This is a genomic window from Kitasatospora sp. NPDC059803 (genome assembly GCF_042732255.1).
GTDB lineage: Bacteria > Actinomycetota > Actinomycetes > Streptomycetales > Streptomycetaceae > Kitasatospora.
Map to the genome: position 1 here is coordinate 1 of NZ_JBHWIJ010000267.1, position 12,205 is coordinate 12,205.

The 12,205-nt window shown below is 72.2% G+C and carries 11 protein-coding genes; 4 read left to right on the plus strand and 7 right to left on the minus strand.

All coding sequences use genetic code 11. The features are described from left to right. Positions 1–13 precede the first annotated feature (13 nt). The 3 genes from ACFV6I_RS31130 to ACFV6I_RS31140 form a co-directional block, all read right to left on the minus strand. The gene (locus ACFV6I_RS31130) at positions 14–1,897 is read right to left on the minus strand and encodes a SpoIIE family protein phosphatase (protein ID WP_380428892.1); all 1,884 of its coding nucleotides are present in this window, start codon (positions 1,895–1,897) and stop codon (positions 14–16) included. Positions 1,898–1,977: 80 nt separating this feature from the next. Next, on the minus strand, positions 1,978–2,742 hold the full coding sequence (locus ACFV6I_RS31135; protein ID WP_079135650.1) for a class I SAM-dependent methyltransferase: 765 nt from the start codon (positions 2,740–2,742) through the stop codon (positions 1,978–1,980). A gap of 471 nt (positions 2,743–3,213) precedes the next feature. Then, positions 3,214–6,189 (minus strand): BTAD domain-containing putative transcriptional regulator, encoded by a 2,976-nt coding sequence (locus ACFV6I_RS31140; RefSeq protein WP_380428893.1) that lies wholly within the window; start codon positions 6,187–6,189, stop codon positions 3,214–3,216. 215 nt (positions 6,190–6,404) lie between these two features. Between ACFV6I_RS31140 and ACFV6I_RS31145 the strand changes: the two genes are divergently transcribed. Further along, the gene (locus ACFV6I_RS31145) at positions 6,405–6,689 is read left to right on the plus strand and encodes a hypothetical protein (RefSeq protein WP_380428895.1); all 285 of its coding nucleotides are present in this window, start codon (positions 6,405–6,407) and stop codon (positions 6,687–6,689) included. 246 nt (positions 6,690–6,935) lie between these two features. Here ACFV6I_RS31145 and ACFV6I_RS31150 read toward each other — a convergent pair whose 3' ends face one another. Continuing rightward, complete coding sequence (locus tag ACFV6I_RS31150) at positions 6,936–7,154, minus strand: hypothetical protein (protein WP_063347984.1); 219 nt, start codon at positions 7,152–7,154, stop codon at positions 6,936–6,938. Positions 7,155–7,351: 197 nt separating this feature from the next. Between ACFV6I_RS31150 and ACFV6I_RS31155 the strand changes: the two genes are divergently transcribed. Continuing rightward, positions 7,352–8,110 (plus strand): GntR family transcriptional regulator, encoded by a 759-nt coding sequence (locus ACFV6I_RS31155; RefSeq protein WP_063347983.1) that lies wholly within the window; start codon positions 7,352–7,354, stop codon positions 8,108–8,110. 57 nt (positions 8,111–8,167) lie between these two features. Here ACFV6I_RS31155 and ACFV6I_RS31160 read toward each other — a convergent pair whose 3' ends face one another. The 3 genes from ACFV6I_RS31160 to ACFV6I_RS31170 all read right to left on the minus strand — a co-directional run bounded on the left by ACFV6I_RS31160 (position 8,168) and on the right by ACFV6I_RS31170 (position 10,524). Next, positions 8,168–8,428: a Txe/YoeB family addiction module toxin gene (locus tag ACFV6I_RS31160; protein ID WP_363372471.1), complete on the minus strand. Its 261-nt coding sequence runs from the start codon at positions 8,426–8,428 to the stop codon at positions 8,168–8,170. Beyond that, positions 8,425–8,697 carry a type II toxin-antitoxin system Phd/YefM family antitoxin gene (locus tag ACFV6I_RS31165; protein ID WP_063351171.1) on the minus strand — a complete coding sequence of 91 codons (273 nt, stop codon included), beginning with the start codon at positions 8,695–8,697 and terminating at the stop codon, positions 8,425–8,427. Before ACFV6I_RS31165 ends, ACFV6I_RS31160 begins: the two co-directional genes overlap by 4 nt. Positions 8,698–8,856: 159 nt before the next feature. Continuing rightward, positions 8,857–10,524 (minus strand): fumarate hydratase, encoded by a 1,668-nt coding sequence (locus ACFV6I_RS31170; protein ID WP_063347981.1) that lies wholly within the window; start codon positions 10,522–10,524, stop codon positions 8,857–8,859. 205 nt (positions 10,525–10,729) lie between these two features. Here ACFV6I_RS31170 and ACFV6I_RS31175 point away from each other — a divergent pair, with 205 nt between their 5' ends. After that, positions 10,730–11,455, plus strand: coding sequence for a DUF1707 domain-containing protein (locus tag ACFV6I_RS31175; RefSeq protein ID WP_063347980.1), 726 nt, complete (start codon positions 10,730–10,732; stop codon positions 11,453–11,455). 313 nt (positions 11,456–11,768) lie between these two features. Continuing rightward, positions 11,769–12,152 (plus strand): WhiB family transcriptional regulator, encoded by a 384-nt coding sequence (locus tag ACFV6I_RS31180; RefSeq protein WP_380342135.1) that lies wholly within the window; start codon positions 11,769–11,771, stop codon positions 12,150–12,152. Positions 12,153–12,205 lie beyond the last annotated feature (53 nt).

The following is a 12,205-nucleotide window of genomic DNA, read 5'->3' on the forward strand; positions in this document are numbered from 1 at the left end:
CTCGCCGGGGCGCCTAGCCCCCCGCGCCACCCCGGCGCGGTTGGGGCAGTCGCTGCTCGAACCAGACGACCTTGCCGGTGCCCAGCCGGGTGGCGCCCCAGCGGTCCGCGCACCGGGCCACTATCTGCAGGCCGCGACCGCGTTCGTCCTCCGGCCCGGTACGGCGCGGCCGCGGCAGCAGCGGGCTGTCGTCGCCGACCTCGCAGCGCAGCCGGGTGGTGCGCACCAGGCTCAGGGTGACCGGGCGGGTCGCGTGCTGGACGGCGTTGGTCACCAGCTCGCTGATCATCAGCTCGGTCGCCTCGCTGAGCTCGCCGAGCCCCCAGCGGCGCAGTGTGTGGGCGGCCAGCCGGCGGGCCCGGCCGGGCGTCTCGTTGCGCGGCTGGAGGTACCAGTGCGCGACGTCCCCGGCCGGGATGCCGTCGAAGCACGCGCCCAGCAGGGCGATGTCGTCGCCGCGGTCGCCGGGCGGCAGGATCCGCAGCGCCTCCTGGCACAACTGCTCGGGGGACTGCCAGCGGGCGGCGGCGATCCGGGCGCGGAGCACCTCCAGGCCGTCGCTGATCGGGCGGCTGCGGGTCTCCACCAGGCCGTCGGTGAACAGCAGCAGGGCCGAGCCGGGCGGGGCGGGCAGCTCGACCGAGTTGAAGTCCACCCCGCCGACCCCGATCGGGGCCCCGGAGTCCAGTTCCACCAACTCGGCGGTGCCGTCCGGCCGGACCAGGACGGGCGGGACGTGCCCGGCGTTGGCCAGTACCACCCGGTTGGCGATCGGGTCGTACACCGCGTACACGCAGGTCGCCAGGTGCTGTTCGCGGCCGAGCCGTTGGGCCTGCTCGTCCAGGTGGTAGAGCACCTCGTGCGGGGGCAGGTCGAGGGCGGCCAGGGTCTGGGCGCTGGTGCGCAGTTGGCCCATGATGGCGGCCGAGGTGAGCGAGTGGCCCATCACGTCGCCGACGATCAGGGCGACCCGGTTGCCGGGCAGTGGCACGGCGTCGTACCAGTCGCCGCCGACCTGCGCGCCGCGCTCGCCCGGCAGGTAGCGCTGGGCGAGGCGCACGCCGTGCGGCTGCGGCAGGCGCAACGGCAGCATGCTGCGCTGGAGTTCGTTGGCTATCTCCCACTCGCGGGCGTACCGCAGGGCGGTGTCCACCGCCAGCCCCGCCTGGGTGGCGAGGTGCGCGGCGGTCGCGGTGTCGGCGGCGTCGAAGGCGGGCCGGCCGGTGCGTTCAGGAGGGCGGCGGATCAGCACCAGCAGGCCGAGCACGGCCTTGCGGCCGCGCAGCGGCAGGGCCAGCACCGACGTGCCCGCGGCCAGCCGGGCCAGCCCGCGGGTGCCGTACAGCTCGCGCAGCAGTGCCTCGGTGCGTTCGGCGCCGGGCGAGCCGAGCACCGCGGACTCGGCGGGGCGGCGGCTCAGCAGGGCGTGCGCGAGCGCCCCGCCGCGGGTCACCGGGGTGGCGGGGCCGGTGTCGGCGGTGGAGCGGGAGCCGTACCGGGAGCGGTGCCGGTCGTCTGCTCCGCTGGGCCGGCCGCGCCGTCCGATCCGGGTGCCGGTGCTGTGGTGGATCCGCAGCTCGTCCGGGAAGCCGGGCTCGCGCTCGACGTTGGGCAGCGGATCGCGCAGGTGGACCACGGCGGCGTCGGCCAGCGTGGGGACGAGCACCCGGCCGATGTTGCGCAGTGTCGCGGACAGGTCGAGCGCGCTGTTGATCCGCCGGGTGGCCAGGTCGAGGTAGCCGAGCCGGCCCGCCACGTCCTCGCGCTCCGGGCGCGCGGTCGGTTGGTGTGCCGGTGCCGGTGCCGGCACCGGTGCTGAAGCTGGTGCCAGGGGCAGGCCGCGCTGGCCCGGGACGGCAGGCGGCTGTCCGCCCTCGGTCTTGAGCTGGTCGCGCACGGCTGCCTGTCCTGGATTCGGTGTGGTCTCTGTGGTGGTCTGCGGTGTCCTGCTGGCGGGCCCTGCTGCCGTCCGGTGGGTCAGCCGACGCGTCGACAGCACAGGAACAGCTGTTCCTCCGGCGGCAGCGTGGTGCTGGCCGGCGCGTACGGATGCCCCGAGCACTCCTCGACGGTGAAGCCCGCCGTGACGAGAACCCGCTCCAGATCCTCCCTCAGGTACCCACTGATCCGCAGCTCTCTGCCAAGGAACGGAAGCGGAACGTGATCCAGATCCGCCTCGACCATACCGAGCGCCAGCAGTCCGCCCGGCCGGAGGAGTTCGCGCAGCCGTGCGAGCACGGTCGGGATCTCGTCCTGCGGCAGCAGGATCAGCGAGAAGAACGCGGTGACGGCGGCGAACCCGTCCTTGCCCAGCGGTCCCAGTCCGGGGGCGTTCCAGACCTGCCCGGCGCGCTCGGTGGCCAGATCGAACAGGTCGATCCGATGGAACTCCGGCGGGTGTTCGCCCGGGAACCGGGCCTGCCGGGCCAGCGAGAGCATCACGTCAGAGAGGTCTATCCCGGTCACCCGCAGCCCGCCCGCGACCAGCTGCCGGACCGTCGGGTCCCCGGTGCCGCAGCCCACGTCCAGCACCCGCGCGCCGGGTTCGAGCTCGGCCAGCAGCTGCCGTCCGCAGGCCAGCTGCCCGTCCTTGGCCGGGAACGCCTCGCCGTACCCGGCACCGATGGTGTCGAAGGCGACGGCTTGCAGGGCACGCGCCGCCCGGCGCCGCCGCACGTCGGGCCCGTCGTCTCCCGCGTCCTCGTCGACGGGGAACGAGTCGGATATCTGTCCGGTCGTCACGATTGAGAGGCACCCTTCCACCCGTGGCCTCCGGCCGGCTGCACGCGGCCGCACGGGAGCGGGATGCCGTCCGCCCCGGCGCCCGTCCTGCCTCGCCGGCCCACACGTTGCCGGCAGACACTCGTGTGTGTACTGGCATCTGAGAATATGCGTGATCTCTGCGCCATGGGGTCCCTTTCCAGCCAACTCGTCATGCTTGGGCCGGTGTGGACGGGGTTGCGGAAGCACGACGGTGCGGGCGGGGGTGGTGCGCGCGGGCTCCGTGCGCCGCATGGCGCGCCGTGGTGGAACGGCTGACCTGCGGTTTCGCCGGGCCGAGGGCCGGCCGTCGGGCGTTTATCGAACGTCAATCGCCGGAGTGCAGAGTGGAGTCCAGCGCCGGGGAAGCGTTGAGGGCGCTCCCGCAGCCGGGGGGCTGCGGGGGCGCCGACGCGCACAACGGGGGTAGGGGCTCTGCCGGGGGGCGGAGACCTACGGCGCTGGGGAAGATGGGGGAGGCTCGGTGTGCTGTTGGGAAATGAGGTCCGCCACGGGGGAGGCCTCCGGCACACCGAGCCGCGTGAAGATCGCGTGCGCCTCGCGCAGGCAGGCGAGCGCGCGGGCGGGCTGCGCCAGCGCCAGTAGCGCCTCGCCGAGGGTGGCGTTCGCGAGGCCCTGGCAGTAGGCGGCGTCCAGTTCCTGGGCGATCACGAGCGACTCGCCGGCCGCCTCGGCCGCCTCGGCGTGCTGTCCGGCGGCGAGCAGGGCGGAGGCCAGGCGGGCGAGGGTGTAGCCCTCCCAGAGCGGATTCTGCTGGGCCTGGAACAGCTGGTGGGCCTCTCGCAGGTAGCCCACCGCCGCCCTCGGCTCGTCGGTGGAGGCGAGCACCACACCGGTCTGGTACAGGGTGTCGGCGAGGCAGGGGCCGTTGCTCGACGTCCGGGCCGTCGCCACCGCCTCGATGACCGAGCGGACAGCGGTCTCGGTGTCTCCCAGCTTGAGCTGTGCCCGCGCCATGTTGCCGAGCAGCCGGGCTTCGTTGATCGGAACGCGGACCACCCGGCTGATGCCCAGGGCCTGCTCGAAGAGCGGGATGGCCTCGGCGGGGCGGTTCGTCAGGCTGAGGATGATCCCCAGGTCGTTGCTCGCCGCCGACCGCAGGATCGTCATGTCGTCGGAGCGCTGAAGGCTCAGGCTCTTGCGGAGCGACTGTTCGGCGCCCTGGAAGTCATTGGTGATCGACTGCAGCGTGCCGAAGGCGAAGTGCACCCGGGCCAGGGCGGCAGCGTCTCCGTAGGCGGCGGCGTTGCGCTCGGCGGTCACCAGGAACCGGCGCATCCGCGAGCCGTGCGTGGGATCCGTGACCAGGCTGTTCAGGACGATCAGCAGGTCGACGGCCGGGCGCAGCACGAAGTCCGGTCCTCGCACGGCCGCCTCGACGGCGCTGAGCAGGAAGGTGATCTCCGTCCGCAGCCACTGCCGGGCGTCCTGGCTCGTCGGCAGGTCCAGGCCTGACGAGCCCAGGGGGTTGAGCGGTTCCGGGAGCTGGTCGTCGGGCTCGATCACCTGGGCCGCGTTGCGGACGGTCGGGATCAGCAGGTCGAGCAGGCGCAGCACCGCCCGCTCCTGCTCCGTGGTGTCGCCGATCCGCTCGTTCTGCCGCTGGGCGTAGAGCCGGAGCAGGTCGTGGTAGCGGTAGCGGCCGGGGGTGAAGCACTCCAGCATGTTCGCCTCGACCAGCGCTTCGGCGAGGTCCTCGGCGGTGTACTCGTTCGCGCCGAGCAGCGCCGCGGCGGCGGGCAGCGGGATGTCAGGGGAGTCGATCAGGGCGAGCAGCCGAAAGGCGCGGGCCTCGTCCGCCGAGAGCTGGCCGTAGCCGAGTCCGATGGTGGTCTCCACGGCGAGGTTGCCGAGCTGGAGTTCGTCCAGTCGCCGCCGCTGGTCGGCTAACCGTCTGGCCAGGTCGGAGACGCTCCAGCGCGGACGGCTGGCCAGCCGGGCGGCGGCGATGCGGACGGCGAGCGGCAGGAACCCGCAGGCGGTGACCACCTGCATGGCCGCCTCCGGTTCGGCGGCGACCCGCTGCTCGCCGACGATGGCCGAGAACAGCGCCAGCGCTTCGTTCGGGGTCAGCTCCTCGACGTCGAACAACTGCGCACCCGGGATGCCGGCCAGCCGGGAGCGGCTGGTGGCGAGCACGGCGCAGCCGGAGACGCCGGGGATCAGCGGCCGGATCTGCTCGGCGTCGCGCGCGTTGTCGAGCAGGATGAGCATCCGCCGGCTGGCGAGCAGCGACCGGTAGAGGGCGGCGCGCTGTTCGAGGGAGTCGGGGCTGTCGGTGACGCCGAGCGCGTGCAGGAAGTCGCCCAGGACGGCCACCGGGTCGGCCGGCGAGGTGCCGGCGCCGCGCAGGTCGACGTACAGCTGCCCGTCCGGGAACTCGCCGCGGACGCGGTGGGCGACGTGGACGGCGAGGGTGGTCTTCCCGACCCCGCCGATGCCGGCCAGTGAAGTCACCACCACGGCCTGGCCGGTGGCGTTCATCAGGACCGTCGAGAGGTCGCTCACCAGGTCGGTGCGGCCACTGAAGTCCGATACGTCGGCCGGGAGTTGGGCGGGCGCCGGGGGAGCGGCCGGACCGTCCTCGCGGCTCACCGGGGCCGGTACGGCCGGGAGGGCGAGCGTCGGGTCCGCCGCCAGGATGCGGGCGTGCATCGCGGACAGGCCGGCACCGGGTTCGACCCCGAGCTCCTCGATCAGCAGCTTGCGGGTGTCGGTGTAGACGCCGAGCGCCTCGGCCTGGCGCCCGCAGCGGTACAGCGCCAGCATCAGCAGCTCGCTCAGGCGCTCGCGCAGCGGGTGTTCGGCCGTCAGGCTGTTCAGCTCGCCGACGATCTCGGCGTGCAGGCCGATGTCGAGGGCGACGGCGCACAGCTCCTCGGCGGCGGCCACCTGTCGTTCGGCGAGCCGCAGCCGCTGGGTGTCGGCGTAGGGGCCGGGGATGCCGGTGAGCGGTCGGCCGCTGAACAGGTCCAGCGCCCGTGCCAGCAGCCGGTGCGCCTCGTGCTTGTCGCCCGCGGCCCGGGCGGCCGTGGCCTCGGCGGAGAGCCGCTCGAAGACCGTCAGGTCGAGGGCCTCGCCCGGGATGCGCAGCGCGTAGCCGTCGGCGACCGAGATCAGCAGCTCGGAGGGCCGGCGCACCTCCCGCCGGGGCTCGATGACGGAGCGCAGGCGGGAGACGTAGGTGCGCAGCGCCGCCACCGCCTGGGCCGGGTGTCGCTCGCCCCAGAGCGCGTCGACCAGGTCCTGTGTGGTGACCGGGCGTCCGGAATGCAGCAGAAGGGTGGTCAGAACTGCCTGTTGCTGGGGGGATCCGAGGGAAAGGGGCTTGCCGTCGAGCCAGGCCTGGACCGGACCGAGGACTTGGAAGCGCAGCGCAGAGGTCTGCGGCGTCTCCCGAAACTCCATGAAAGTCCCCCGATGGCCTGTGGTGTCGATTCCGTGAAAGGGCGCTCGGCGGTCCGCCGTGGTGCTTCAGCTTAGGCGGACGCCCGACTCTGCCGGACGGCAGCGCAAGCCGCACGGTGTTTATCGGACATTTAATCAACCCTACGATACTGTCCGCACGCCCGTGCCACGGAGGTCGGGCGAGACACATTTGATGACCGAAAGGCGGCCGCCCAATGGCCAACGACCAGAGCGAGACCCCGGTGGCGTCGGCGCCCGAGAACGCGGCGACGACGGATGCCCCGGCCGTCGCTGTGGAGGTGGGCAAGGCTGTCGAGGGCGCGGTGGCCGCGTCCTCGAACACGACCGAGTACACCGCGCCGTCCGACGCGCAGAAGGCGGCGATCGAGAACGACCTGTTCGGGGACGAGGCCGCGCACGTGGTGGAGCCCGTCGCGCCGGCCACGGGCGGGCCGGGCAAGCGGTACGAGCCGGAAGGCATGATCTCCGGCCACCCGTAAGCCGGTCCGGCCGTAGGCCCCGTGCCCCTCGTGTCCCGGTCCGGGCACGGGGGCGCTGTGGGTTTTGGGCGTGCCCCATTCGGCACCGGTGCCCGCCCGGTGGCCGAATCCAGCCCGTGGTGCACTCATGGTGACCGGCGATATCCGTAACGTGCCCGACGGTGGGTGCGGGGCGTTCCGGAATTCCGGATTCACTCGGGGGGATTGCGGGTGGGAATGCTGCTGTTTGCGTGCTTTTTGCCGCAATTAGCGCGGAAGATCGTATTCGGCTGAATCGCGGGGCCCGGGAACGGGCGAGACCCGTCCGGGTTCGGCGGTCCATTCGAGGCCGCCGCCCTCGGGGCGCAGGTAGTGCTCCCCGCCGATGGTGTCCATGTAGATGCCGGTGCGTCCGGTCCTCCGGTCGAGGACGAGTTCACCCACGTGCGGCCGGTAGGCCGCGGAGTCGCGCTGACGGGTGCTCACCGCACTGCTCCTCGCTGTTCTGGTGCGGGTGCGGCGCCGGGTGGGGGCCGCGCCCTGGTCGCTGTCCGTGTGTGTGGTGCTCGGCGACTACCCAGCATCTCTAGAGAAGCTAATATCTCTAGAGATGTCAACAGTCGTAGCCGCTTACCGTCCGCCGCGGTCGCGCCTACGATTTGTCCGAGGGAGAGGGAGCGGCGATGACCGGCAGCAGTGGCGACAAACAGCCCAAGTACCAACGGATCGCCGACACGCTGAAGGCGGCCATCGACGACGGCCGGTACCGCGCGGGTGACCGGCTGCCGGGCGAGAACGACCTCATGGACGAGTACGGCGTGGCCCGGATGACCGCCCGCCAGGCGCTCGGCGTGCTGCAGAGCGAGGGCATCGCCGAGGCGCGCCGGGGAGCCGGGGTCTTCGTCCGGGACTTCCGGCCGCTGCGCCGGCGCGGGATCCAGCGGCTGGCGCAGGGGCAGTGGGGCTCGGGCCGGTCGATATGGTCGGCGGACATCGACAACCGCCTGCTGGTGGTCGACCAGGTGTCCGTCACCGAACGGGGCGCGCCGGAGCACGTCGCCCGGGTGCTGGGAGTGGATCCGGGCGCGTCGATGTGCGTACGGCACCGCCGCTTCGTGCTGGACGGCAAGCCGGTGCTGCTGTCGACCTCCTATCTGCCGGCCGGCCTGGTCGCCGGCACGGCCATCACCCGCGAGGACACCGGCCCGGGCGGCACCTACGCCCGGCTGGCCGAGATCGGCGCGAAGCCCGTCCACTTCCGCGAGGAGGTCCGCTCCCGGATGCCCGGCGCGGAGGAGGCGGCCCGCCTGGAGCTGTCGGCGGGCACCCCGGTCATCCTGATCTGCCGCACCGCCTTCGCCGACGAGGGCCAGGTCGTCGAGCTCAACGAGATGATCCTCGACGCCGCCTCCTACGTCCTGGAGTACGACTTCGACGCGTGAGCACGCGCAACGCGGCCGCCCCGGTCGCGACGAACGCGGCCGGGGCGGGGTGCGTCGCTACTGGTAGTGGTAGCGGGCCTTGAGGATCATCACTTCCTTCTCGTCGGCCCGGTACACCAGGCGGTGCTCGTCGTCCATCCGGCGTGACCAGTAGCCGGCCAGGTCGCCCTTCAGCGGCTCGGGCTTGCCGATCCCGCTGAAGGGGTCGCGCTGGATCTCGCCGACCAGGCGGGTGATCCGCTGGGCCATCTTCCGGTTCGATCCGAGCCAGAACAGGAAGTCCTCCCAGGCGTCCGGGTCGAAGTGGACACTCCTCACACCTCACCCGCCAGGGCTTCCAACTCCTCCAGGGTCCTGGTGACGCCGGGGTGGCCGGCCTTGTCGCGGGCGACGGCCGCCATGAGCCGCTGGGCGTTGGCGGGAGAGCGCAGGAGATAGATCGTCTCCTGCCACGCGTCGTAGTCCTCGGCCGACATGAGGACCGCGTCCCCGCTTCTGGAGGTGATCCTTATCGGGGCGTGGTCGTCATTGACCTTCTTGATCAACGGGAAGAGCTGGGTGCGTGCCTCGCTCGCACTGATCGCCATCGCCATGCCCTCCATGTTCGTACCGGTTCTCGGTACCGCCATGGTACGAGTTCTGAGTACCACCTGCCAGTGTATTGCGTCCATGCAGAACCGCCCCGGTCGCGACGAACGCGGCCGGGGCGGTTGAGGAGGCGGGGGCGGCTGGGGAGGCCGGGGCGGTTACTCCTTGGAGCGGACCCGGAGGCTGGTGATCAGCGGGCCCTCGGTGGTCTCGCGGAAGAAGTCGTTGCCCTTGTCGTCGACCACGATGAAGGCGGGGAAGTCCTCGACCTCGATGCGCCAGACGGCCTCCATGCCGAGCTCGGCGTACTCCAGGACCTCGACCTTCTTGATGCAGTCCTGGGCGAGGCGGGCGGCCGGGCCGCCGATGGAGCCGAGGTAGAAGCCGCCGTGGGCGGCGCAGGCGTCGGTGACCTGCTTGCTGCGGTTGCCCTTGGCGAGCATGACCATGGAGCCGCCGGCGGCCTGGAACTGGTCGACGTAGGAGTCCATCCGGCCGGCGGTGGTGGGGCCGAAGGAGCCGGAGGCGTAGCCCTCGGGGGTCTTGGCCGGGCCGGCGTAGTAGACGGGGTGGTCCTGGAGGTACTTGGGCATGCCCTCGCCGGCGTCCAGGCGCTCCTTGATCTTGGCGTGGGCGATGTCGCGGGCGACGACCAGGGTGCCGGTGAGCGAGAGCCGGGTCTTGACCGGGTACTTGGACAGCTCGGCGCGGATCGCGGACATCGGCTGGTCGAGGTCGACGCGCACGACGTCGTCGTCCAGGTGCTCGTCGGTGGTGTCCGGCAGGTACTTGGCCGGGTCGGTCTCCAGCTGCTCCAGGAAGACGCCCTCGGCGGTGATCTTGCCGAGCGCCTGGCGGTCGGCGGAGCAGGAGACGGCCATGGCGACCGGCAGCGAGGCGCCGTGGCGCGGCAGGCGGACGACCCGCACGTCGTGGCAGAAGTACTTGCCGCCGAACTGCGCGCCGATGCCGATCTTCTGGGTCAGCTCGGTGACCTTCGCCTCCAGCTCCAGGTCGCGGAAGCCGTGGCCGGTCTTGGCGTCGCCGGAGGTCGGCAGGTTGTCCAGGTAGTGCGCGGAGGCGTACTTGGCGGTCTTGAGCGCGAACTCGGCGCTGGTGCCGCCGATCACGATCGCCAGGTGGTACGGCGGGCAGGCGGCGGTGCCGAGGGAGCGGATCTTCTGCTCCAGGAACGAGAGCATGCTCGCCTCGTTCAGGATGGCCTTGGTCTCCTGGTACAGGTACGACTTGTTGGCGGAGCCGCCGCCCTTGGCCATGAAGAGGAACTTGTACGCGCCGCCGTCGGTGGCGTACAGCTCGATCTGGGCCGGCAGGTTGTTGCCGGTGTTCTTCTCGTCCCACATGGTCACCGGGGCCATCTGGGAGTAGCGCAGGTTGAGCTTGGTGTACGCGTCGAAGACGCCGCGCGCGATGGCCGACTCGTCGCCGCCCTCGGTGAGCACGTTCTGGCCGCGCTTGCCCATGACGATGGCGGTGCCGGTGTCCTGGCACATCGGCAGGATGCCGCCGGCCGAGATGTTGACGTTCTTCAGCAGGTCGAGCGCGACGAAGCGGTCGTTCGGGCTGGCCTCCGGGTCGTCCAGGATGCGGCGCAGCTGGGCGAGGTGGGCGGGGCGCAGGTAGTGCGAGATGTCGTGCATCGCCTCGGCGGTGAGCAGCCGCAGCGCCTCGGGCTCGACCTGGAGGAAGGTGCGACCGCCGGCCTCGAAGGTGGAGACACCCTCGGAGGTCAGCTTGCGGTACGGGGTCGGGTCAGCGCCCAGGGGGAGCAGGTCGCTGTACTCGAAGTCTGGCGTGGGAGCCATGGGGGCGGTCCTTAGGTTTCCAGTGGTCCGGCTGCGTCGGCGAAGCACCCTCAAGGGTAGGACCCGGCTCCGCGTCGCACGCGGACAGGGCAGCCTGCGTGACCGGGCTCACTCGGGCGCACGTGCGAGCGACTAGTCTTGGGCCGTGGACAACTCGCCGTCGCAGGACGATCCGGGGCAGCCGTCCGTGCCGGCGCCCGTACCGATGACCAAGCCCGAGACCCGGCCCGAGCCGCAGCCGCAACTCAGGCCGCTGCCGGAGCAGAAGACCCAGCCGTCGCACGCCCCGGTGGCACAGGCGGAGATGCGGGTGTCGGACGCCGACCGCGAGCGGATCGCGGAACTGCTGCGGGACGCCTACGCCGAGGGCCGGCTGGACGCGGACGAGCACGCGGACCGGATCGGGGCCGCGTACGCCGCCAAGACCTTCGGCGACCTGGTGCCGCTGACCAGGGACCTGCCGGGCCACCGGCCGCTGTCGTTCGAGAAGCCGCCGCTGGAGGCCCCGGCGCCGCGTGCGGTGACGCCGGCGCTGCCGCCCGCGCGCCAGGAGTCGCCGTCGATGGTGGCGATCTTCGGCGGCTCGTCCCGCAAGGGCCGCTGGCGGGTGGGGTCGCACCTGAAGGCGTTCGCGGCGTTCGGCGGGGTGGAGATCGACCTGACCGACGCCGTGTTCGAGTCGCCCGAGGTGGAGATCGAGGTGACGGCGCTGTTCGGCGGCGTCGAGATCCGGGTGCCGGAGAACGTGAGCCTGCACGGCGGCGGCGTCGGCATCTTCGGCGGATTCGACGTCAAGGAGCAGACGGCGGCGGACCCGTACGCGCCGGTGGTCCGGGTCAAGGGCGTCGCGGTGTTCGGCGGTTGCGAGGCCAAGCCGCGCCGGGGCAAGAAGCTCAAGGAGTGGGTGCGCAAGCAACTCGGCACCGAGTAGCCGGGGTTAGCGGGTCGAACGCCTGGCCGGGGATCAACTCCCGGCCGGGCGTTCTGCGTTGTCTCCGGTGCGCTCCGTAGTCGATTGCGTGCAGTGTGCATGAATCGCGGGCGGGCGGGGTAGTTCCTTCCGCACATCGCTTCTTGTACGGCTGCGCACCGGAGGCGGCCCAGCGGCCGACTCGGGGTTGGACAGCGGGGGCTCGCAGCCGGGCAGGGGAGCGAGCTTCCCCGTGTCCGAGAGTCTCGTCAGGAGTACGGCCGTGCTGCATCCGATCGAGTCCCGCACCACCTCGCCCGTCGCCGCCGCGCAGTTGCTGGAGCGCAGTCCGCAGCCGCACCCCCCGGGCGGCCAGGGCTCCCGGACCGTCGCCCAGGGCGCGTCCTCGGGCGAGGACAGTCCCTGGCACACCGGCGCGGCCTGCCGGCGGGACGAGGTGGGGCTGTTCTTCGCGCCCTCGAAGGAGCCGACGGCGGCCCGGTTGTCGCGCGAGGAGCAGGCGAAGCAGGTGTGCGCCCGGTGTCCGGTGCTGCTGGAGTGCCGCGAGCACGCGCTGGCGCAGCCGGAGCCGTACGGGGTCTGGGGCGGGCTGACGGCCGCCGAGCGGCGGGTGGTGCTGGCCCGGCGCCGCCGCCGGGAGTCGGAGCTGCGCGAGGCGACCAGGGTGGTCGCGGGGCAGCGGCGGATAGCGGGCTGACGGGGCTCCGGGTGTGCCCCGGGCCGGACGCGCCGCGGCCTCGGCGGAGGGGG